The organism is Streptococcus mitis (assembly GCF_905187535.1).
GTDB classification, from domain to species: Bacteria; Bacillota; Bacilli; order Lactobacillales; family Streptococcaceae; genus Streptococcus; species Streptococcus mitis_BS.
Map to the genome: position 1 here is coordinate 79,510 of NZ_CAJJIE010000047.1, position 21,984 is coordinate 101,493.

General features: G+C 36.6%; 21 protein-coding genes. 14 read left to right on the plus strand and 7 right to left on the minus strand.

Features of this window, described 5'->3' with window-relative positions:
- Positions 1 to 3 precede the first annotated feature (3 nt).
- Both JQ841_RS05270 and JQ841_RS05275 read right to left on the minus strand, forming a co-directional pair.
- Positions 4 to 1,542, minus strand: coding sequence for a response regulator transcription factor (locus tag JQ841_RS05270; protein ID WP_203180326.1), 1,539 nt, complete (start codon positions 1,540 to 1,542; stop codon positions 4 to 6).
- Complete coding sequence (locus tag JQ841_RS05275) at positions 1,523 to 3,193, minus strand: sensor histidine kinase (protein ID WP_203180327.1); 1,671 nt, start codon at positions 3,191 to 3,193, stop codon at positions 1,523 to 1,525. The genes JQ841_RS05270 and JQ841_RS05275 overlap by 20 nt, the downstream gene beginning before the upstream one ends.
- A gap of 202 nt (positions 3,194 to 3,395) precedes the next feature.
- On the opposite strand from JQ841_RS05275, the gene JQ841_RS05280 reads away from it, so the two are divergent.
- The 10 genes from JQ841_RS05280 to JQ841_RS05325 all read left to right on the plus strand — a co-directional run bounded on the left by JQ841_RS05280 (position 3,396) and on the right by JQ841_RS05325 (position 14,838).
- Complete coding sequence (locus JQ841_RS05280; protein ID WP_000861541.1) at positions 3,396 to 4,313, plus strand: ABC transporter permease; 918 nt, start codon at positions 3,396 to 3,398, stop codon at positions 4,311 to 4,313.
- Positions 4,314 to 4,330: 17 nt separating this feature from the next.
- Positions 4,331 to 5,227: a carbohydrate ABC transporter permease gene (locus JQ841_RS05285; protein ID WP_001267167.1), complete on the plus strand. Its 897-nt coding sequence runs from the start codon at positions 4,331 to 4,333 to the stop codon at positions 5,225 to 5,227.
- 9 nt (positions 5,228 to 5,236) lie between these two features.
- Positions 5,237 to 6,802 (plus strand): type 2 periplasmic-binding domain-containing protein, encoded by a 1,566-nt coding sequence (locus JQ841_RS05290; protein ID WP_203180328.1) that lies wholly within the window; start codon positions 5,237 to 5,239, stop codon positions 6,800 to 6,802.
- A gap of 203 nt (positions 6,803 to 7,005) precedes the next feature.
- A complete protein-coding gene (locus JQ841_RS05295; RefSeq protein ID WP_203180329.1) occupies positions 7,006 to 7,650 on the plus strand; it encodes a DUF624 domain-containing protein in 645 nt (214 codons plus the stop codon).
- Entirely contained in the window at positions 7,647 to 9,860 is a 2,214-nt protein-coding gene (locus JQ841_RS05300) for a glycoside hydrolase family 31 protein (RefSeq protein ID WP_203180330.1), read from the plus strand. Before JQ841_RS05295 ends, JQ841_RS05300 begins: the two co-directional genes overlap by 4 nt.
- A gap of 446 nt (positions 9,861 to 10,306) precedes the next feature.
- Positions 10,307 to 11,716 carry a peptide MFS transporter gene (locus tag JQ841_RS05305; protein WP_419991918.1) on the plus strand — a complete coding sequence of 470 codons (1,410 nt, stop codon included), beginning with the start codon at positions 10,307 to 10,309 and terminating at the stop codon, positions 11,714 to 11,716.
- Between the two features lie 371 nt (positions 11,717 to 12,087).
- A complete protein-coding gene (locus tag JQ841_RS05310; RefSeq protein ID WP_203180332.1) occupies positions 12,088 to 12,774 on the plus strand; it encodes an XRE family transcriptional regulator in 687 nt (228 codons plus the stop codon).
- A gap of 3 nt (positions 12,775 to 12,777) precedes the next feature.
- Complete coding sequence (locus JQ841_RS05315) at positions 12,778 to 14,193, plus strand: Y-family DNA polymerase (protein WP_203180333.1); 1,416 nt, start codon at positions 12,778 to 12,780, stop codon at positions 14,191 to 14,193.
- Positions 14,190 to 14,552, plus strand: a complete 363-nt coding sequence (locus tag JQ841_RS05320) for a hypothetical protein (RefSeq protein ID WP_203180334.1) — start codon at positions 14,190 to 14,192, stop codon at positions 14,550 to 14,552. The genes JQ841_RS05315 and JQ841_RS05320 overlap by 4 nt, the downstream gene beginning before the upstream one ends.
- Positions 14,545 to 14,838, plus strand: a complete 294-nt coding sequence (locus JQ841_RS05325; RefSeq protein ID WP_020903430.1) for a DUF5960 family protein — start codon at positions 14,545 to 14,547, stop codon at positions 14,836 to 14,838. The genes JQ841_RS05320 and JQ841_RS05325 overlap by 8 nt, the downstream gene beginning before the upstream one ends.
- A gap of 142 nt (positions 14,839 to 14,980) precedes the next feature.
- Here JQ841_RS05325 and JQ841_RS05330 read toward each other — a convergent pair whose 3' ends face one another.
- Genes JQ841_RS05330 through JQ841_RS05350 form a run of 5 tightly spaced genes read right to left on the minus strand, consistent with a single transcriptional unit; the run spans position 14,981 to position 17,148 of the window.
- A complete protein-coding gene (locus JQ841_RS05330; RefSeq protein ID WP_203180335.1) occupies positions 14,981 to 15,457 on the minus strand; it encodes a glutathione peroxidase in 477 nt (158 codons plus the stop codon).
- On the minus strand, positions 15,454 to 16,032 hold the full coding sequence (locus JQ841_RS05335) for a DUF3278 domain-containing protein (protein WP_203180336.1): 579 nt from the start codon (positions 16,030 to 16,032) through the stop codon (positions 15,454 to 15,456). Before JQ841_RS05335 ends, JQ841_RS05330 begins: the two co-directional genes overlap by 4 nt.
- Before the next feature lie 26 nt (positions 16,033 to 16,058).
- A complete protein-coding gene (locus tag JQ841_RS05340; protein WP_203180337.1) occupies positions 16,059 to 16,385 on the minus strand; it encodes a hypothetical protein in 327 nt (108 codons plus the stop codon).
- A gap of 10 nt (positions 16,386 to 16,395) precedes the next feature.
- Positions 16,396 to 16,938, minus strand: a complete 543-nt coding sequence (locus JQ841_RS05345; protein ID WP_203180338.1) for a DUF3278 domain-containing protein — start codon at positions 16,936 to 16,938, stop codon at positions 16,396 to 16,398.
- A gap of 15 nt (positions 16,939 to 16,953) precedes the next feature.
- Positions 16,954 to 17,148: a helix-turn-helix transcriptional regulator gene (locus tag JQ841_RS05350; RefSeq protein ID WP_001082472.1), complete on the minus strand. Its 195-nt coding sequence runs from the start codon at positions 17,146 to 17,148 to the stop codon at positions 16,954 to 16,956.
- A 166-nt stretch (positions 17,149 to 17,314) separates the two neighbouring features.
- On the opposite strand from JQ841_RS05350, the gene rsmH reads away from it, so the two are divergent.
- From rsmH to mraY, 4 genes are read left to right on the plus strand one after another with little or no spacing between them, the layout of a single operon-like run.
- A complete protein-coding gene (gene rsmH / locus JQ841_RS05355) occupies positions 17,315 to 18,265 on the plus strand; it encodes a 16S rRNA (cytosine(1402)-N(4))-methyltransferase RsmH (RefSeq protein ID WP_203180339.1) in 951 nt (316 codons plus the stop codon).
- 9 nt (positions 18,266 to 18,274) lie between these two features.
- The gene (ftsL, locus tag JQ841_RS05360) at positions 18,275 to 18,592 is read left to right on the plus strand and encodes a cell division protein FtsL (RefSeq protein WP_120770586.1); all 318 of its coding nucleotides are present in this window, start codon (positions 18,275 to 18,277) and stop codon (positions 18,590 to 18,592) included.
- 3 nt (positions 18,593 to 18,595) lie between these two features.
- A complete protein-coding gene (pbp2x, locus tag JQ841_RS05365) occupies positions 18,596 to 20,848 on the plus strand; it encodes a penicillin-binding protein PBP2X (RefSeq protein ID WP_203180340.1) in 2,253 nt (750 codons plus the stop codon).
- Position 20,849: 1 nt separating this feature from the next.
- The gene (gene mraY / locus JQ841_RS05370) at positions 20,850 to 21,830 is read left to right on the plus strand and encodes a phospho-N-acetylmuramoyl-pentapeptide-transferase (protein WP_203180341.1); all 981 of its coding nucleotides are present in this window, start codon (positions 20,850 to 20,852) and stop codon (positions 21,828 to 21,830) included.
- The last annotated feature ends 154 nt before the right edge of the window (positions 21,831 to 21,984 follow it).

Below are 21,984 nucleotides of genomic sequence, written 5' to 3' on the forward strand. Positions count from 1 at the left end.
TGCTTACATTTTATTTTGATAAGTTTTACGGTAATCTCCAGGAGAAAGTCCAGTCCTTTGTTTAAAAATTTTAGTAAAGTAAGAATAATTATCATACCCTACTTGACAAGATACCTGTGATATCGAGATATTTGTTTGAGATAGGAGAGATTTAGCAGCATTAATGCGCTTATCCGTTATATATTTAACAAGAGTTTCTCCAGTTTCTTTTTTAAAAATTCTAGCTAAATGATCTGCGCTGAGATAAACCATATCTGCTAATATAGAACGATTTATATCTTCATAGTAGTGATGATCTATGTATTCGACGATGCGTTGAATGCTATTTTTTTGATTTTCAATGTTTGTTGCAAATTTCTTAGCATGTGACCAGTAATAATCAAAGTAATCCTGAAATGATTCAATTGAATGAAAGCGTCGTTGGAATAGGAAATCATGAGTGCTATTTTGGAACAATTTATGTGCCGAAATTCCATTTTGATCTAGATATATTCCTATTTGTTGAGTCCAATCTAGTAAAATTTGTTGTAGCGTGAAAGTAGGGATTTGAGAATTATAGACGAGTGAATTAATTTTTTCTCTTAATTCATATTCGCTTAAGCTATCTAAAAACGTAATTGAAAGAGTTTCTGTTTTGAAAGAAGTTGGGAAACTATGTGGAACACATGTAATAGTATTCCAATAAGAAACATACTGTTCATTATAAGTGTAGAGTTCTTTGGTATGAAATAAAATATCGGATATTTTATGGCAACTCTTATATATAATGTTTGAGTATTTGTTAAAGTTATTAGAAATTTGAGAATGAATTTCATATGCCAATTTGTCACTACGTTTGGATGAGTCTACTTTAAAGAGACAAACATATTGATCAACCTGACTTTCCATCTTGAATAAACTTATCAGCTTATAAGAAGGTTGTGAAATTCTTTGAAGTTCTCTTTTTAGTTGAGAAGTCCATGATGGAGTTTCTGCAGAATAATCTTCTTCATTAAGATTGATTGTTAAAACTGCAAGGAAAAAATACTGGTGTTTTTGAAGAATAAAATCTTGTTTGCTTGCTATATTTTCTAGCTCATCAATGCGAGAAATTTGAGGTTTTCTAAGGTAATCATACCAGAAATTATCTTCTATTTGTAAAAGTGCATCATTTGTTCCGTTTGAGTTATGATTCTCAATTTTACTAATGGCTTTTTGAATAATAAATTCTAATTTTTCAAAATTAATAGGTTTTAGATAGTATTCGAAACTTTGCAATTCAATTGCTTTTTGAGCATAGTTGAAGTCGGCGTAATTGGTTAAAAAAATTGTTTTTATATCATATTTTTCATTTCTAATCCACGATAAGAGTTCGAGACCGCTACCTTGAGGCATTTCTATATCACTTATCATGAGATCAATGGGATGTTCTCTAATAATATTTTGAGCTTGAGTAAGGCTATAGGCAACATAAACAATGTCAATGTGTAGTTTTGCCCAATTTATTTTCTCTCGTAAAGCTTCAATGATAAAACGATCGTCATCAACCAATAAGATGTTCATTATAACCTCCGTCTATAATCTTGTATGGAATAAGTAAAAGAATTTTAGCCCCACCTTCTTCATTATTTTCAAATGTAATAGTATAGTCGTTGGGATAGAGAAGATTCAAACGTTCGATGGTGTTCGTGATCCCAATATGATGTCCATCTTCTGTTATTAGAGACTGTTTCTGATTTAGTTTTGATAAAATTTCTTCAGAGAAACCTGGACCATTATCCTCGATACAAATCTGAATATAATCTGAGTTCTCAGTTTTTACTTTTTTTATCGATAGTAAAATTGTAAATAAATCCTGAAATGAAAACCCGTGTTTGATTGTGTTTTCAATAAATGTTTGTAAAAGTAACGATGGGACAAGAGTATTTTGTAGATCAGAATTGTAGTCTAGTGAAAAGTAGATATTATTTCCATATCGAATTCGTTGTATTTCTAAATAATCTTTAATATGTTGAACTTCATCTTTAAGTTCTGAAAAATCTTGATTAGCCATAAATAAATGACGGAGATAATTTGAAGTTAGGATAGTTAAGTCTTCAATTTCCTTGTAGTTTTTTGTTTGAAGCATACTATGAATCATTGATAACATATTCAAGTAGAAATGCGGCCGGATTTGATTCTTAAGATAATTAAGTTCGATCTTCTTAAGTTCTAGTTGTGAATGGTATTCTCGTATTTTTAATTCTTGCATGTCAAATATCACTTTATTAAGTTTATCATTTGCCTTATCAATTTCTAGTATACCTTCAGATATAAAAAATTCAGAAGGGGGGATGGAGTCCCCAAGTTGAGAAAGTCGTTCAGTGAGTCTTGTTATCGGTTTAATCATCCATTGACGAATATACAGGATAATGATGATTGATAAAATGGTGATAATAATAGGAACGACTGACAAAAATACTTCTAAGAGTGTGATATTTCTAAAGACTTCGGCATAATCGACTAAAACATAAATATCGAAAGGTAAATGCGTTTTTTCATTTTGAGCATGAATTAGGTAGTTTTCGGAGGGTATATTGTTAGGCTCTTTTAGGGAAAGTTTACCATTATTTCCAATATTGAGTTTTCTGAGAGGTTTTAGGATATCTTCTGAAGATATGACGGCATAAATGATTTTTCCTTCGTAATGGACAGATTTAACTAAGTATTCGCTGTTTTTAGTAGTTACATTTTTCCATTTACGGTCACTTATATCACTACGCAATGATTTTAGATTTGATTTTAACAGTAGATAATCTTCATATGGAATATAAAGATTGGAGACATTTATAAAATAATCAGTACTATCGGTTTCTAATAAGAATGTCATATGAGTTTCATTTTGATATTCAAACTCTGCAAAGCTAGTTTGAACTTTTTTGAGATCTTCTTGATAGTCAAGAAACGTTTGTACATGATTTAATTTCTCTAAAGATTCATTATGCGTTATTGTTGAGTACATAAAGCGTTCTACAGAATGCAATTTCTCATTAACAGAGTCAGCATAAATTTCAATTGAACTACGTAGGTGTACTATATTTTGGTTTTTAATAAAATTTCTGGTTATGTCACTCATAGCAATATTGATTAAAATATTTATCAATAGTAGTACAAGTAGGAGTTTAAAGAAAAAATGAATAGAATGTTTTTTTGATAAGTCGTGATTTAATTTCATATACTAGTCTCCTATTAAAATTATAGCACTTTGAAAATATGATATCATGTAACAAAACAGATATGTTTTATTAAGATGTCGGAAAAGTAATAGTTCTTAAAATTAAAAAACTGAAAAATTGATAAACCTAGTCCAAAAAGTTATATTAAGGGAATTCTTTATGGTGTAAAATAATCGTAGAAAATCAGATGGGAGGAAAAACATGAAAGTAGCATCTCAACTTCATAAAATAAAATTAAAGCATAGTATTCCGTTATATATATTACTTTTTCCTTCAATATTGCTATTAATTTTATTTTCCTATATTCCCATGTTGGGATTAATTATTGCATTTAAAGACTATTCACCAGCTAATGGTATCTTTGCTAGTCAGTGGGTAGGATTTAAGTACTTTACTCAATTTTTCTCATCATTCCAATTCGGGACAACTATGTTCAATACATTAAAAATTTCGCTTTATAGTATTGTAGTAGGATTCCCCTTGCCTATTATACTAGCTATAATCAGTAATCAGTTAAGAGTTGGGAAATTTAGAAAAATATTTCAAGTGACAACTTACTTACCTCATTTTATCTCTACAATGGTTATGTGTGGGATGATTATCTTATTTTTATCTCCTACTAGTGGTTTGTTAGCAAATGTATTTAAGTCTGTTGGAATTACTATTCCAGATTTTTTATCAAAACCTACTAATTTTGCAGGTGTTTATGTTTGGAGTGATGTATGGCAACATATTGGTTGGGATAGTATTATTTATCTAGCAGCGCTTTCTGCAATTGATCCTACATATTATGAGGCTGCAACTATGGATGGCGCCTCTAGGTTACAAAAAATTCGGCATATAGAATTACCATTACTTTTGCCGACTGCTATGATTTTACTAATATTAAGAGCAGGTAGTTTATTAAGTGTAGGGTTTGAGAAAGTGTTACTATTACAGAATCCTCTTAATTTAGCAGGAAGTGAGATAATTTCGACCTATGTTTATAAAGTTGGTATGGTGAACTTTCAGTATAGTTATTCGACAGCTATAGGGTTATTTAACACCGTAGTCAATCTAATAATTTTGTTATCTGTCAACTGGTTCTCAAAAAGATATACTAGAACGGGTCTTTTTTAAAGGAAGGAGTGCTTAAAGTGAGATGGTTTCATAAATCAAGAAAAACAAACTCTGAATTATTATTTGATATAGTTACCTATGGTTTAGCAATTTTCCTTATCCTGTTAATTGTTTATCCGTTATGGTTTGTAGTGATTGCATCTTTTAGCAATCCTTCAGATGTTGCAAATGGGAAGGTATGGTTTATTCCTAGAGAATGGAAATTAGATGGATATTTACGTCTTATTCAACAACCTTTATTTTTACGTAGTTATCTAAATACCATTTTATATACTGTTGTTGGTACCTTAGTTGCTTTAGTAGTCAATATTCCAGCTGGTTATGCTTTATCTAGAAAAGAATTAGTAGGTAGAAAGTGGATGAGTATTCTATACATAATCCCTATGTTCGTATCAGGTGGCTTGATTCCTACCTACTTAACAGTAAAGAATGTAGGCTTGATTGATACATTTTGGGTGATGGTAATACCTTTTGCAGTTTCTTCATACAATATTATTGTTGCTAGAACATTCTTTAATAATAGTATTCCAGACGGGATGTGGGAGGCTGCGCAAATTGATGGATGTGGTACAATTCGTTATTTTATTAAGATAGTCGTTCCTTTATCAAAAGCTATTATTGCAGTTATTGGACTTTGGACTGCAGTTGGTATTTGGAATTCGTGGTTTAATGCTTTAATTTATTTAACGAATGAAAATTTGCAACCATTGCAATTAATTTTACGACGTTTACTAATTAGTAACCAAATGTTACAATCGCAAGCAACAGGAGAAGTGGCATCAGATCTTCGTATCAAGGCCGATATGATGAAATATGCAGCAATTGTTATTTCAACCGCTCCGATTATGTTGTTGTATCCCTTTGTTCAAAAATATTTTAATCAAGGCGTAATGATTGGCGCGCTGAAAGAATAGGAGAAAAACATGAAAAGTAAATCATTTACATATTTGTTCTTAGGAACAGTTACACTTGCTGGCTTGACAGCCTGCGCAAATTCCAATAATGCGAATACGGATGATAAATCTGGAGAAGATTCTTATAAAATTACGACTGTTCGTTGGTCTGACTGGGGAGAAGATTATCATAAAGGTTTTCTAACAGATTCTGCCAAGGAAGCAGGTATTGATGTTAAATGGGATACACTTGTGGCAGCAGATTGGTCAGATAAGAAATCTGTGTTGGTTGCTAGCGGAGATTTACCAGATGCATTTTTAGGTTCAAATGCTTTTACAGATTCAGAAATTGCTCAGAACCAATCTTTGTTTATTCCATTGGAAGATTTAATCAAGGAAAACATGCCTAATTTAACTAAGGCTATGGAGAAAGAACCTAAGATTAAAGCTATGATTACTTCACCAGATGGTCATATCTACAGCCTGCCTAAAAAATTACCAATGCGTCCTACAGTAGCTAATCAGCTATTTATTAATAAAAAGTGGCTAGATAATTTAGGGTTAAAGGTTCCAGAAACTTATGATGATTTAGTAAAAGTACTACAAGAATTTAAGGATAAAGATGCGAACGGAAATGGAGACGCTTCTGATGAAATTCCATTCGGAGCAGGAAACTTTGATCCAACATTCTCATATATTCTTCCGTTCAATAATCGTTTAGGTGCAGATAATACGTATGAAATGTCTGTAAAAGATGGAAAACCAGTCTACCTTCGTACAGAAGAAAGTTACAAACAAGGGATTGCAGCAATGCACGAATCTTATAAAAAAGGTTTGATTGATCCGGAAATCTTTACAGAAGATACCTCTATGAGTGTAGCGAAACGTATGGATAAGGGAGTAGCTAGAGTAGGTGTTTCTAGTGGTTGGACAGCAGATGCAACGTTTGGCTTACATTCAAGTGAATATATTGCTCTACCTGCTTTAAAAGGTATGGATGGAAAACAATATGTCTTTTCTGACCCAGATCATTACAACTATGGTCGCAATGAAATTTTGATTACAAATAAGAGCAAAAATCCTGCTAAATTATTGAAATGGTTGGATAAATTATATACAGATGAAGCAAGTATTCAGAATTTCTATGGATCATTTGGCATAGCTACTGAAAAGAATGGTGATAAGTTTAAAGTATTACCTCCTAAAGATGGTAAATCAGCCGATGAGTATGCATGGATTCATTCACTTCGAGATTTTGGACCTAAATACGTAAGCGATGATATCAATAGTCGCGTAGAAATCGATCAAACACAAGGTGATGGATTGAAATTGAAGATGGACCAAGATTTGAAACAATTTGCGTTGCCAGCTTACCCTAATGTAATTTATTCACAAGAAGAACTCAACAAATTATCATCAATCTATGTGAGTATTGAATCTTATGTCAAACAACAAGCATCTAAATGGGTAGTTGAAGGTGGCATAGAAAAAGAATGGGACTCATACAAAGAAACTCTTAAGAATATGGGATTGGACGAATTTATGAAGATTCAACAGGAAGCATACAATCGTTACCAAAAAGAAATCAAAGAGTAATATTTTATATGATCTCTTGGTTGTACTAACAAGGACTAGTTAAATACAGGAAGCGAGAATGATAACATCAGATTACCTCGCTTCCTTTATTCTAATTTTTAAAGAAATTTAGAAATATTTTTTAAATAATTTGGGTAATATTTTTGTGCAACTGACATTCTAAAATATAGAGTTGAGACGATTGATTATATGGAGAATATATTATGCAAAAATTATTTTCATTAGATGGAAAAGTGGTTAGAATTTTAACTTTTTTGACAGATTTAATTATTTTAAATACTCTATTTATTGTTAGTTGTATTCCAATAGTTACAATTGGGGCATCACTAACTTCTCTTACGACAATGTGGTGTCGTATTTTAAAAGGTAAAGATACCGATATTGCTTATCATTATTTTCGGATCTTTAGACAAAATTTAAAACAATCAACTTTTATTTGGTTGTTTATCCTCCTAATAGAATTACTTTTATATGTGAACTATTGTCTTTGGGGCTATTCAAGTTTATTTTCAGAGTATAGTTTATTGTTAGTGTTGCCCTTTTTATTTGTTATAATACTTTTAATGAGTGTTGTTTTTCCCTATATTGGTCTATTTAAAGATAATCTAAAAAATAGTATTGTAAATAGCGTATTAATTTGTATTTTAAATCCAATACAAGCTATCATTTTGGTTTTATTTAATATTTCTGTACTGTATATGAGTTTTAGTAGTCCAGAACGAGTTTTAACAGCTATTTACGTATTTACATTTGGGGGATTTGCTTTTTGCGGATTGATGAATGTAATGATAACGAATAAAATGTTTGATAAAGTAAGGCAATTTAATAAAAGGAGGGAAACAAAGTGAAAATTTTTAAGGGAGAGTTTTATCGAATCTCTGTATTAACAGACAAGCTAGTAAGGTTAGAATATTCTCAAACTGGAAATTTTGAGGATAGAACGACACAACTTATCTATAATAGAGATTTTGGCCAAGTTTCGTTAGATTATATCGAGACATCAAACGTACTAGATATTATGACGGACTATTTTCATTTGCACTTTAATAAAGGAGAATTTAACGCCGAAAATTTATTTATAGAATTAAAAGGAAATTTTGCTGTATATGGTAGTCGCTGGTATTTTGGTGAATCTATTGAAACGTTAAAAGGAACAGCTCGGACTCTGGATAAGGCAGATGGCGCAATCCCATTAGAAGATGGAATTATTAGTCGAAATGGTATTGCCTTACTGGATGATTCTCAAGGATTTATTTGGGATGAACAGTCTGGTTATATGGAGAGAGAAAATCAAATCGACCTCTATTTCTTTGCCTATGGGCATGATTATAGAGGAGCAATCAGAGACTTTTACCATTTGACTGGTTCAACACCCTTGTTGCCAAGATATGCTTTAGGTAATTGGTGGAGTAGGTATTGGCCATATACGTCGGATGAATACTTGAATTTAATAGACAGATTTAAAACAGAGAAGATTCCATTATCTATCGGTGTATTAGATATGGATTGGCATATAACTGAAATTCCATCCCGTTTTGGAAGTGGTTGGACAGGCTATAGTTGGAATAGAAACTTAATACCTAATCCAGAACAGTTATTGCAACAACTCCATGATAGAAAGTTAAAACTCTCCTTAAATGTCCATCCTGCTGATGGTATACGAGCTTATGAAGAAGCTTATCCTCAGGTAGCAAAACGATTGGGGTTAAATGTAGAACTAGAAGAACCTGCCATTTTTGATTTTTTTAATCCTTCTTTTAGGGAAGCCTACTTTAAAGATGTTCATTATGAGCTAGAAAAGCAAGGAGTAGATTTTTGGTGGATTGACTGGCAACAAGGGACACAAGGCATGTTGGATCCACTATGGCTTTTAAACCATTATCATTATCAGGATAGTTGTAAACATTCAGAAGGTGGCTTAATTTTATCAAGATATGCAGGTCCTGGTAGTCACCGCTACCCTGTTGGTTTTTCAGGGGATACTATTATTAGTTGGAATTCGTTAAGATTTCAACCTTATTTTACAGCAACAGCATCAAATATCGGTTATAGTTGGTGGAGCCATGATATCGGTGGACATATGTTGGGGGATTATGACGAAGAGCTACAAACTAGATGGCTGCAGTTTGGGGTTTTTAGTCCGATTACTCGATTACATAGTTCTAGAAGTCCCTTCAATAGTAAAGAACCTTGGTTTTTTTCAGAAACAACATCTAAGATTATGAAGAATTACCTTCGTTTGAGACATCAGATGATTCCATATCTATACACCATGAATGTAAAGACACATGAGGAAGGCGCCCCATTAATCAGCCCAATGTACTATTTCTATCCAGAGAATGATGAGAGCTATAATGTTCCAAACCAATACTTTTTTGGAACAGAATTGATGGTGGCTCCCATTGTAGAAAAGATGGATTTGGCATTTCAATCTGCAAAAGTAGATGTATGGTTCCCTGAAGGTGAATGGTATGACTTCTTTTCAGAGAAAAAATACACAGGTGGCGTGAACTTAAGTGTTTATAGAGACATTTCGACTATTCCTGTGTTTGCCAAAAGTGGTGCAATCATTCCATTGGTTGGTTCTGAGATAGATATGGGTGTTGATTTACCTGAAGTTGTAGATTGGTATGTATTCCCAGGCAAACAACATTCTTTTGAAATGATTGAAGATCAAAATGGTCAAAGATATAAAACAAGATTATCAATCGACTGGGAAATGGGTATGGTAGAGTTAGCATTACAAGGAGAGTCTAGTATCCTTCCAAGCAATAGAAGGCATAGAATTCATTTTAAAGGAACGAATGTGTCTATCATTGAATTGCCAAATAAGAATACTACAGCTAGATTTGAATGTAAAGATAATAAAACAACATCTCTAGATGACGAAGTTTTTGGACTACTAAAGATGGCTTCTCTTCCATATGAATTAAAAGATCGATTGTTAAATGAATTCATCAATGCTAAAAATTCTCATGAGTTAATGAATATCTTGCATCATCAGGATAAGGAATTGAGAGGACGTTTATTGGAAATAATATTTACTAGCCAAAACTAATTGAGACATTTCGTACACAATTTCTATTATTTATTTTTTAATGTGTAATAGTTTTACATCTCGATGCTTATTGACTTGTATTTTAGTAATTACAAGTTTGGCATAGGGATGTTTTTTGTTTACTGAAGAGGAAAGGATAAGTATGTTTCAAGGTTTGAAATATTTTTTAAACTAAACAAGAGCAAATTTTTAAAGGTGATTTTTCAAAGTAACTTTCGCTCGCCTGACCGAAGTGGAAGTTAGTCTGAAATGGATTTTTATGATGGAATTAAGTATGAGACGTGTGATTTTTTCAGAAAATTTTCTAAAACAAACAGGATTTGTTTGACATTTGTTTGAAAATTCTGTAAAATGAATTATTATATCGTTAAAGGAGAATATATATGGAAAAACAGAAAACATTTTTTGGACATCCTATGGGCTTGTCCACCCTCTTCTTTACAGAGATGTGGGAACGCTTTTCTTACTATGGGATGCGAGCTATCCTACTTTACTATATGTACTATAGTGTGCAAGATGGTGGATTGGGGATGGAGAAGACCACAGCTGCATCGGTTATGGCTATTTATGGCTCGCTGGTATTTTTGTCCTCGGTTATTGGTGGTTTTGTCAGTGACCGTATTTTAGGAAGCCGTAAGACTGTCTTTTACGGTGGGATTCTGATTATGCTAGGGCATATTGCTTTGGCAACACCTTTTGGACAAGTGGCTCTCTATCTTTCTATTGCCTTGATTATCTTTGGAACTGGATTTTTAAAACCCAATATCTCAGATATGGTGGGGGGAATTTATGAGAAAGAGGATGATAGACGGGATGCAGGTTTTAGTATCTTTGTCTTTGGTATTAACTTAGGTGCCTTCGTTGCCCCTTATTTAGTAGGTTATCTAGGTCAGGAAGTCAATTTCCATCTAGGTTTCTCATTAGCTGCCATTGGGATGTTCTTTGGTTTGGTGAAGTATGTTTTAGATGGGAAGAAATATCTGCCTGAATCAAGTCTTTACCCCACTGATCCACTTTCACAGAAGGACCAGCAGACCTTGATTAAACGCTTGCTAATTACACTTGTCATGGTTATTCTTGTGGTTATAGGTTTAGTCTTTACTCACCAATTTAACGTGGATATGATTGTTAATATCTTTACAGTGATTGCTGTAATTATTCCAATCTACTATTTCTTTAAGATTTTATCTAGTCAGAAAATAACTGCCACTGAGAGATCTCGAGTATTTGCCTACATTCCTCTATTTATCGCTGGAGTACTCTTCTGGTCTATTGAGGAACAGGGTTCTGTTGTTCTCGCTCTATTTGCGGATGATCAAACTCAACTTTACTTTAATGTATTTGGGAATCAGATTCATTTTCCATCTAGCTTTTTCCAAAGTATCAATCCCCTTTTCATTATGATTTATGTGCCGATTTTTGCGTGGTTGTGGGGGAAAATGGGTAAAAAGCAACCATCATCTGCTAAGAAATTTGCTTACGGTTTATTTGCTGCAGGTTTATCCTTCTTGTGGATGATGTTACCAGGGATGCTCTTTGGGACAGATGTTAAGGTCAGTCCTCTCTGGTTGATTATGAGTTGGGCTATTGTGATTGTAGGGGAAATGCTGATTTCGCCGATTGGTCTATCAGTCACTACTAAGTTAGCACCAAAATCCTTCCAAGCACAAATGATGTCTATCTGGTTCTTGAGTAATGCAGCTGCCCAAGCTATCAATGCTCAAATTGTAAAATTTTATACAAGCGAAACTGAAGTGGCTTACTATGGAATTGTTGGAGGAATTACGATTGTATTCGGTATTATCTTACTCTTCTACGTTCCACGTATTGAAAAACTAATGTCTGGTATCAAATAGAGAAAAACTGGAATTTCTGTAGGGATTTTAAAAGTTAGATCAATTATTTATTTAAAGGATTTAGTTCTGTATTGTGTAGGGCTAGGTCCTTTTAGTTTGATTAATACTCTTCGAAAATCAAATTCAAACCGCGTCAACGTCGCCTTGCCGTACTCAAGTACAGCCTGCAGGTAGTTTCCTAGTTTGCTCTTTGATTTTCATTGAGTATAAAACTCACGATGTTTCTGATTTTCCTAGTAGACATTTGTCTACTTTTTTTATATAATAAAACTAAACCATATTGGTTGAGTTCTAAAAATCTGGATTCAAGCATCGATTAGTCTTTCTAAGGGAGATAATGTCCATTAAAGCATCATAATAGGAGGTGAAGTATGTATCAGCCGGAAAAACTCAAGGCTCGTAGGAAAGAGTTAAAATTAACACAGAAGGAAATTGCAGAGCAACTTGGGATTAGTTTCCAGGCTTACTCATCTTGGGAACGTGGAATCAAAGAACCGTCTAAGGAGAAAGTTACTCAGCTAGAGAAGATTTTAAAAGTCGCAAAAGGCTATTTCACTCAGATTGAGATTGTCCGTCTCTACCATAGCCTCTCCAAGCAAGGGAAGGAGAAGGTTGTTCTCTATGCTCGCAACCTGGCTCAAGAAGAACAGACCCAGAAAGTGGCTCCTATGCCAGAGCGCCTCTACGAGTATCGTGTTTATGAACGCATGTCAGCAGGGATTGGGGCTTCGGTCTACGATGATCAGAATTTTGATACGGTTTACTTTAATGAGGAGTTGGCCCACGATTTTGCGTCATGGGTGTCTGGGGACTCCATGGAACCTAAATACCAAAATGGTTCAGTAGCTCTGATCCGAGAGACAGGATTTGACTATGACGGGGCGGTTTATGCAGTGGTTTGTAACAACCAGACCTATATCAAACGGGTTTATCGAGAGGAGAATGGATTGCGTCTGGTCTCTATCAATCCTAAATACAAGGATATTTTCATCTCTTATGAGGAAGATCCTCGGATTGTGGGAATTATCGTTGGGAACTTTGTGCCGATGGAGGGCTAGCCAATGGGCTACTTTGATTATTCCAGAGAGCCCAAAAGTGACATTGCCTTTGTTGATATGAAATCCTTTTATGCCAGTGTTGAGTGCGTGAAAAGGGGCTTACATCCGCTGAAAACCTCGCTTTGTGTCATGAGTCGCGCGGATAACTCAACTGGTCTTATACTAGCCTCCTCTCCCCTGTTTAAGAAGATTTTTGGCAAGTCAAATGTTGGTCGAGCCTATGATCTGCCCTTTGATATCAAGACCCGCAAATTTTCCTATTACAATGCTCGAAAGCAAGGGCTACCGACTGACTCGGATTATGTTCGCTACATTGAAGATTGGGCTCAGGTGACCTTGATTGTGCCTCCTAGGATGGATGAATACATCGCAGTCAATATGGAAATCCAGCGAATCTTTCAAAACTATGGCAGCCCAGATGATATTTATCCCTACTCGATTGATGAGGGCTTTATTGACCTGACTAGTTCGCTTAACTATTTCATCCCAGATAAGAGTCTATCCCGTAAAGACAAGCTGGATCTGCTTTCTGCTCGCATTCAGAGGGATATTTGGAGGAAGACAGGGATTTACTCTACAGTAGGCATGTCCAATGCCAATCCCTTACTGGCCAAGTTGGCTCTGGATAATGAGGCTAAGCACACCCCGACCATGAGGGCCAACTGGTCTTACCAGGATGTGGAAGAGAAGGTCTGGGCTATCCCTAAGATGACGGACTTTTGGGGGATTGGCAGGCGGATGGAGAAACGCTTGCATACTCTGGGGATTTATTCTATCAAGGAATTGGCCACCAGTAATCCAGACCAGCTAAAGAAAGCTCTGGGTCAGGCTGGCCTGCGTTTGTGGTTTCATGCTAACGGGATTGATGAAAGTAATGTTCATAAGCCCTATAAAGCCAAATCCAAGGGCTTGGGAAATTCTCAAATCTTGCCGAGAGACTACGTGAAGCTACGGGATATTGAAATTATTCTCCGGGAAATGGCTGAGCAGGTAGCTATTAGACTGAGAAGGGCGGGTAAGAAAACAACTCTTGTCTCTATCTATCTTGGTTTCTCTAAACAGGAGGTCAGGCCATCTATTCACACACAAATGAAGGTCGAAGCTACCAATAATACCGCTGTCTTAACGAATTATGTTTTGAAGCTATTTCATAACAAATACACTTCTGGGGCGGTCAGAAGTGTCGGAGTTAACTATTCAGGCTTTGTAGACGAGTCCGTTGGTTTAATTTCCCTTTTTGATGATGTTGACAAGTTAGAAAAAGAAGAAAGGCTCCAGACGGCCATTGACTCCATTCGGGAACAATTTGGTTTCACTTCTCTCTTAAAGGCCAATGCACTGGAAGAAGCCTCTAGGAGTCTTGCCAGAAGCAAGCTGATTGGGGGACATTCTGCTGGAGGATTAGATGGATTACAATGATTGATCGTTCTTATTTGCCCTTTCAATCCGCGCGAGATTATCAAGATCCAGGGATGCAGAAGTGGATGGGCTTTTACCTTTCAGAACACACCAGTTCGCTTAGTGAAGAAAAAAATCGTGTTGATTTTTCGACGGATTTGACTCCAGATGAGAAGTTGCACTTGCTTTCTCGGCTTTATGTTGGCCAACTGAAGGGAAGTTTTGTGCTAAAGGAAAAGAAGCAGAAGGCGACTATCATCGGTGTGGTGAGAGAGTTATCACATCAGACTCTATCTATTAGGACAAACGAGGGATATAGGTTGATAGAGGTTGCAGATATCCTAGAAATTCGACTGTGGGAGGAGGGAGTTTATGACTAGAAAAGAGCTGTATGAAAACAAACTGCAGATGGATTATTTTTCAGATGACTATATTCGTTTTGAAGAGGATTTTCAAAAATATTCTGCCATGAACGTACCCTTGACTTTTTTGATTGATGACATCCTACGAACCATGGCGATGAATCAGAAAAACTACTTTGTCTTAAACAAGGAAAATGCCAAGGATGGGCGGGAGCATAGCTTTTATTTTAGGGTGGTAACGGAAAAAGCGTGTCCTAGAAATAGGACCTATGTATATGCTGGGGTTAAAAATAGTAGTCAGTAGAGGGGAGTCTGCTGTAAATGTATCATTTTTACAACACTTCATGGCTCATATCATGGGGTGTTTTTCTATTCAAGTCAAAGCCCATCAAAAAATCCCACTATTCTTAGGCTAAAGGAGAACTAATAATAGTGAGATTGTGAAATTATAGTAGTTTTTGTATCGCCTCTTCAATTTGTTTTGGGTCTGTTTTTGAAGAGAAGCGTTCAAAGACCTGCCCATCACGACCAATGAGAAACTTAGCGAAATTCCATTCGACTCGTTTTCCCAGTGGGCCAGATTTTTGTTCTTTCAACCAAACATAGAGAGGGTCTGCTTCCTTACCGTTGACCTTGATCTTGGCAAAACGTGGGAAGGTGGTTTGATAATGTAGGCTACAGAAGGCGTTGATTTCCTCTGCGCCGCCTGGTGCTTGTCCCATAAACTGATTGCAAGGGAAGTCTAAAATCTCAAAACCTTGTTCTTGATAGCGATCATAGAGTTCTTGAAGTCCTTGGTACTGGGGCGTTAAACCACATCCAGTAGCAGTGTTGACAACCAAGAGAACCTTACCACGATAGGTCTCTAGTGGAGTTTCTTGATTGTCTTGGTTCAAGACTGAAAAATCGTATAGTGAAGTCATTGCTTGCTTTTCTCCTTCTGTTTGGTATTTTTAGGAGTTTTCTCCTCCTGTAGTGATAGAAATCCGTAGGTCAGGGTTCCAAAAATGCTTCCGATAATGAGGCTATACATCAGGAAAGGAATACTTTTATCGAATTGCATGAGCAACTTTCCAAAATCTGAAAGGGACATCTGCTGAACGAAGACTTTATGAAAGATGAGTAAGGTAAAGAAGCCAATCTGAATACTGATAAACACAATCCAGCTTCGGAATTTGATTTGGGCTTTGCTGTAGGTTTTGAGGATGATTTCTGATTTGTCATCCTTTTCAAGATGAAGCTCTTGGACGGCTTTTTGAGCTTTTATACTCATGAACAAAATGAGTCCAAAATAGATGTAGGGCATAACATTTCGAACAATTTCTATAAAGCTTCCGAACAAAATATAGAATAGGAAGAGAATGAAGGAAGAGTAAAAGATTTGGATCATGGAACGGGCGCAAGCCTTGTAGATAACCTCTTGACGGCATTCATCAAAAGGCCCTTGGATATGAAAGAAATTTCGAAGTAGGCGAGTTGTTAAGTCTTCTTTTTTCATGGGTGATTTCTCCTAAATGAACGATGCTATTTTGTTTCTTTTACGAATTGATAGAGATAATAAAGATAAGTGATAGAAGAAAGGCTAGCGATAGTCAGCAGTAAATAATATTTCCAATCGCTTGAGACGATCATCAGTTGTGGTAAAGATAGAATCATAAAGTACAGTGCTAAGTTAAGTGTGCGCGTTTTTGGGGAGTCAATCTTTAGATAAGTCAGTCCTTTGTTAAGTGCTAGAATAAAGACTAGCACGAGGAATGTCTCGTCGATTGGCAAGTTCCCTGAAATGATGATGAAGATGAGCAGAGAACTGAACAAAATATGATAGGTAAGTAAAGTTACTAGTGATTTCATAAGGCACCTCCTAATCCTTATTTTGATCTTTCTTAGTTTTTGCAATGCGACGGGAGATGAGAAACTGTATGCTTGCTCCGAAGAAGATAGAACCGAGAATGCTTGATACACCATTTCTTATAGTGAGAAGAGAATGAAAATAGTCCTGACCTTCACCTATGAGTATACTTAGAAGAGGAGTTATAAAAAACATCCATAGACCAAAGAACAAACCTGCTTTAAGACCTGGGTGGTGTAGTTGCTTACTTTCTTTCTCACTCAGCATATCTGGTTCAATAGTTGTAATTCCTGTTTTTTTCATTTGGTAGGTGACATAGCTAGCAGCGATGAGGGCAATCACTAAAATCAGAGGAGGATAGACCAGAGCCACTTCTTGAGGAAATTTATAGGCCAGAAGGAGTGGAATAAGATTTCCGAAAATCATCAGATAAAAGAGGACGATAAAGACTTGATTGCCGATACGATCGGCCTCTCGCCGTTTGTATTCGTCAAGGGGACCAGAAATGCCGTATGTGCGTTTGATGAGTTTTTCAGTGAAGGTTTCTTTTTTCATAAGTTGGCTCCTTTTTTAAAAATCTTCCTCCCAAAAGAGACTGTTGAGGTCAGTTTGGAGGCTGCGGGCGAGATTGAGACAGAGTTCCAGGGTTGGATTGTACTTGTCGTTTTCAATCATATTGATGGTTTGTCTCGAGACACCGATATCCTTGGCGAGTTCGAGCTGGGAAATACCCAGTTCCTTGCGAAATTCTTTCACACGATTCATCTGTTCTCCTTTCTGATTTGTGTCGTATATATTTGACTATATTATATTCTTCTATGGACTGAATGTCAAGCATATTTGACATATTTCTTAAAGAAATTTTACTTGTTTTTGCCCTATTTGTCTGACTAGTGCAAGCTAGTCAGATTTGTGGTAAAATAGATAGGATATGACAAAAGAATTTCATCATGTAACGGTCTTACTCCACGAAACGATTGATATGCTCGACGTAAAGCCTTACGGTATCTACGTTGATGCGACTTTGGGTGGAGCGGGCCATAGCGAATATTTATTAAGTAAATTAAGTGAAAAAGGCCATCTCTATGCCTTTGACCAGGACCAGAATGCTATTGACAACGCGCAAAAACGTTTGGCACCCTATATCGAAAAAGGGATGGTGACTTTTATCAAGGATAATTTCCGTCATTTACAGGAACGTTTGCGCGAAGCTGGTGTTCAAGAAATTGATGGAATTTGTTATGACTTGGGAGTGTCTAGTCCTCAATTGGACCAGCGTGAGCGTGGTTTTTCTTATAAAAAGGATGCACCACTGGACATGCGGATGAATCAGGAAGCTAGTCTGACAGCCTATGAAGTAGTGAACAATTATGACTATCATGACTTGGTTCGTATTTTCTTCAAGTATGGTGAGGATAAATTTTCTAAACAGATTGCGCGTAAGATTGAACAAGCGCGTGAAGTCAAGCCAATCGAGACAACGACTGAGTTAGCAGAGATTATTAAGTCGGCTAAACCGGCCAAGGAGCTCAAGAAGAAGGGCCATCCTGCCAAGCAGATTTTCCAGGCTATTCGAATTGAAGTCAATGATGAACTGGGAGCAGCAGATGAATCCATCCAGCAGGCTATGGAGATGTTGGCTCTAGATGGTAGAATCTCAGTGATTACCTTTCATTCCTTAGAAGACCGCTTGACCAAGCAATTGTTCAAGGAAGCTTCAACAGTGGAAGTTCCAAAAGGTTTACCCTTCATCCCAGATGATCTCAAGCCCAAGATGGAATTAGTATCCCGTAAGCCAATCTTGCCAAGTGCAGAAGAATTAGAAGCCAATAACCGCTCGCACTCAGCCAAGTTGCGCGTGGCCAGAAAAATTCACAAGTAAGAGGAAAAAATGCTAGATAAGAAAGAAACAACCAGTCAATTCTTGCAGAATCGTATAAAAAAATTCTCACGTGTGGAGAAGGCTTTTTATCTTTCCATCGCTTTTACGGCTCTCGTTTTAGCAGTGAGCATTATCTTTATGCAGACACGACTCTTGCAAGTGCAAAGTGATTTAACAAAAATCAATGCGCAGATAGAGGAAAAGAAGACAGAGCTCGATGATGCTAAGCAGGAAGTGAATGAATTGATTCGTTCAGAGCGCTTGAAAGAGATTGCAGATAAAAAAGATTTGAAATTGAATAATGAAAATATCCGGACAGCGGAGTAAGATATGAAATGGACAGAAAAAATAACCCGATTTGCGATAAAAAATCGTAAATCTCCAGCAAAAAATCGTAGGATAGTTGGCAAGTACCTCAGCTTTGTAGCTGTTGCTCTTTTCGCCCTCTTTTTGGCCAATTTTGCTTATATTATCGCAAAAGGTAATATATTTGGTACTGACTTGGTAAAAGAAGCTAAAAAGGTTCACCAAACAACTCGAACAGTACCTGCCAAACGCGGGACTATTTATGACCGAAATGGAGTGCCTATCGCTGAAGATGCGACCTCTTATAACGTCTATGCTGTTATTGATAAAAAATACAAGTCAGCAACGGGAAAAATTCTTTATGTAGAGGATTCGCAGTTTAATAAGGTAGCTGAAGTCTTCCATAAGTATTTGGATATGGATGAAGCTTATGTGAAAGAGCAATTAGCTCAACCAAATCTAACTCAAGTTTCCTTTGGTGCAAAAGGAAATGGGATTACCTATGCCAATATGATGGCTATTAAAAAAGACTTGAAAGATGCTAGTGTGGAAGGGATTGACTTCACAACTAGCCCTAACAGAAGCTATCCAAATGGACAATTTGCTTCTAGCTTTATTGGCTTAGCCCAACTTCATGAAAATGAGGATGGTAGTAAGAGTTTGTTAGGGACTTCTGGTTTGGAGAGTTCTTTAAATACCATTCTTGCTGGGACAGACGGTATTATTACCTATGAAAAAGACCGTGTAGGAAATATCGTACCAGGTACAGAACTGGTATCGCAACAAACTGTGGATGGCAAGGATGTTTATACAACATTGTCTAGTCCGCTACAATCTTTCATGGAAACTCAGATGGATGCCTTTCTAGAAAAAGTAAAAGGTAAGTATATGACCGCGACCTTGGTCAGTGCAAAGACCGGTGAAATTCTCGCTACCACCCAACGACCTACCTTTAATGCAGATACTAAAGAAGGAATCACTGAGGACTTTGTTTGGCGTGATATCCTTTATCAAAGTAACTATGAACCAGGATCAACCATGAAGGTCATGACGCTAGCAGCATCTATTGATAATAATACTTTCCCAGGTGGAGAATACTTCAATAGCAGTGAATTAAAAATAGCGGATGCGACGATTCGAGATTGGGACGTTAATGAAGGTTTGACCGGTGGTGGGATGATGACTTTCTTACAAGGTTTCGCTCACTCCAGTAATGTTGGAATGAGTCTACTTGAACAAAAAATGGGAGATGCTACTTGGTTGGATTATCTAAACCGCTTTAAATTTGGGGTCCCAACTCGCTTTGGTCTGACTGATGAGTATACAGGTCAATTGCCTGCAGATAATATTGTCAATATTGCCATGAGTGCATTTGGTCAGGGGATTTCTGTAACGCAGACCCAGATGCTACGTGCTTTTACAGCCATTGCCAACGATGGGGTTATGTTGGAACCAAAATTTATTACGGCCTTGTATGATCCAAATGATCGAACCGCTCGTAAATCTCAAAAAGAGATTGTAGGAAATCCAGTTTCGAAAGATGCGGCAAGTCAAACTCGGACTCATATGGTCTTAGTAGGAACAGATCCTAGATATGGAACTATGTACAATCATAGTACTGGGAAAGCAACTGTCAATGTCCCAGGTCAAAATGTAGCCCTCAAGTCTGGTACAGCCCAAATCGCCGACGAGAAAAATGGAGGCTACTTAGTTGGTTCTACCAACTACATTTTCTCGGTTGTGGCCATGAACCCTGCTGAAAATCCTGATTTTATCTTGTATGTAACGGTTCAACAGCCTGAACATTATTCAGGTATCCAATTGGGAGAATTTGCCAACCCAATTCTTGAAAGAGCTTCAGCTATGAAAGAATCTCTCAATCTTCAATCTCCTGCTAAGAATTTAGATCAAGTGACGACAGAGTCTTCTTATGCAATGCCTAGCATCAAGGATATTTCACCTGGTGATTTGGCAGAAGCCTTACGCCGAAATATTGTGCAACCAATCGTTGTAGGTACTGGAACAAAGATTAAAGAATCATCTGTAGAAGAAGGGACCAATCTTGCACCAAACCAACAAGTTCTCCTTTTATCGGATAAGGTAGAAGAAATTCCAGACATGTATGGCTGGAAAAAAGAGACTGCTGAGACCTTTGCTAAATGGTTGGATATTGAGTTGGAATTTGAAGGTTCAGGTTCCGTCGTTCAGAAGCAAGATGTTCGGACTAATACAGCTATCAAAAACATTAAAAAAATTAAATTAACTTTAGGAGACTAATATGTTTATTTCTATCAGTGCTGGAGTTGTGACATTTTTACTAACTTTAGTAGGAATTCCGGCATTTATCCAATTTTATAGAAAGGCGCAAATTACAGGCCAGCAAATGCATGAGGATGTCAAACAGCACCAGGCAAAAGCTGGGACTCCTACAATGGGAGGTTTGGTTTTCTTAATTGCTTCTGTTTTAGTCGCCTTCTTTCTTGCCTTATTTAGTAACCAACTCAGCAACAATGTTGGTATGATTTTATTTATTTTGGTCTTGTATGGCTTGGTTGGTTTTTTAGATGACTTCCTCAAGGTCTTCCGTAAAATCAATGAGGGCCTTAATCCCAAACAGAAATTGGCTCTTCAGCTTCTAGGTGGCGTCATTTTCTACCTTTTCTATGAGCGTGGTGGCGATATGCTTTCTGTCTTTGGTTATCAAGTACATCTAGGGATTTTCTATATTGTCTTCGCTCTTTTCTGGCTAGTTGGTTTTTCAAACGCAGTGAACTTGACAGATGGTATTGACGGTCTGGCTAGTATTTCCGTTGTGATTAGTTTGTCTGCCTATGGCGTTATTGCCTATGTGCAAGGTCAGATGGATATCCTTCTAGTGATTCTTGCCATGATTGGTGGTTTGCTCGGTTTCTTTGTCTTTAACCATAAGCCTGCTAAGGTCTTTATGGGAGATGTGGGAAGTTTGGCTCTCGGTGGAATGCTGGCAGCTATTTCAATGGCTCTCCACCAAGAATGGACTCTCTTGATTATCGGAATTATTTATGTCTTTGAAACAACTTCGGTTATGATGCAAGTCGGCTATTTCAAAATGACTGGTGGTAAACGTATTTTCCGTATGACGCCTGTGCATCACCATTTTGAGCTTGGAGGATTGTCTGGTAAAGGAAATCCTTGGAGCGAGTGGAAGGTTGACTTCTTCTTTTGGGGAGTGGGGCTTCTAGCAAGTCTCCTGACCCTAGCAATTTTGTATTTGATGTAAGAATGGCACCCTGATATTTCAGGGTGTTTTTGCTGTTTAAAAAATATTGGTCAATTAAAGTCAAAACCCTTGACCTTTTCTGACTAATGTAGTATATTATGAACGTAAGGTAAATGAAAACCTTACTAAAACACTTGTTTAAAGTAAAATAGAA

Coding starts and splice junctions, on each gene's coding strand:
- JQ841_RS05345 (WP_203180338.1), bottom strand. CDS start 16,938: ATGAAAAAAGAAACCTTCACTGAAAAACTCATCAAACGCACATACGGC.
- mraY (WP_203180341.1), top strand. CDS start 20,850: ATGTTTATTTCTATCAGTGCTGGAGTTGTGACATTTTTACTAACTTTA.
- JQ841_RS05290 (WP_203180328.1), top strand. CDS start 5,237: ATGAAAAGTAAATCATTTACATATTTGTTCTTAGGAACAGTTACACTT.
- rsmH (WP_203180339.1), top strand. CDS start 17,315: ATGACAAAAGAATTTCATCATGTAACGGTCTTACTCCACGAAACGATT.
- JQ841_RS05315 (WP_203180333.1), top strand. CDS start 12,778: ATGGGCTACTTTGATTATTCCAGAGAGCCCAAAAGTGACATTGCCTTT.
- JQ841_RS05310 (WP_203180332.1), top strand. CDS start 12,088: ATGTATCAGCCGGAAAAACTCAAGGCTCGTAGGAAAGAGTTAAAATTA.
- JQ841_RS05295 (WP_203180329.1), top strand. CDS start 7,006: ATGCAAAAATTATTTTCATTAGATGGAAAAGTGGTTAGAATTTTAACT.
- JQ841_RS05330 (WP_203180335.1), bottom strand. CDS start 15,457: ATGACTTCACTATACGATTTTTCAGTCTTGAACCAAGACAATCAAGAA.
- ftsL (WP_120770586.1), top strand. CDS start 18,275: ATGCTAGATAAGAAAGAAACAACCAGTCAATTCTTGCAGAATCGTATA.
- JQ841_RS05275 (WP_203180327.1), bottom strand. CDS start 3,193: ATGAAATTAAATCACGACTTATCAAAAAAACATTCTATTCATTTTTTC.
- JQ841_RS05270 (WP_203180326.1), bottom strand. CDS start 1,542: ATGAACATCTTATTGGTTGATGACGATCGTTTTATCATTGAAGCTTTA.
- JQ841_RS05350 (WP_001082472.1), bottom strand. CDS start 17,148: ATGAATCGTGTGAAAGAATTTCGCAAGGAACTGGGTATTTCCCAGCTC.
- JQ841_RS05340 (WP_203180337.1), bottom strand. CDS start 16,385: ATGAAATCACTAGTAACTTTACTTACCTATCATATTTTGTTCAGTTCT.
- JQ841_RS05335 (WP_203180336.1), bottom strand. CDS start 16,032: ATGAAAAAAGAAGACTTAACAACTCGCCTACTTCGAAATTTCTTTCAT.
- JQ841_RS05305 (WP_419991918.1), top strand. CDS start 10,307: ATGTGGGAACGCTTTTCTTACTATGGGATGCGAGCTATCCTACTTTAC.
- JQ841_RS05280 (WP_000861541.1), top strand. CDS start 3,396: ATGAAAGTAGCATCTCAACTTCATAAAATAAAATTAAAGCATAGTATT.
- pbp2x (WP_203180340.1), top strand. CDS start 18,596: ATGAAATGGACAGAAAAAATAACCCGATTTGCGATAAAAAATCGTAAA.
- JQ841_RS05320 (WP_203180334.1), top strand. CDS start 14,190: ATGATTGATCGTTCTTATTTGCCCTTTCAATCCGCGCGAGATTATCAA.
- JQ841_RS05325 (WP_020903430.1), top strand. CDS start 14,545: ATGACTAGAAAAGAGCTGTATGAAAACAAACTGCAGATGGATTATTTT.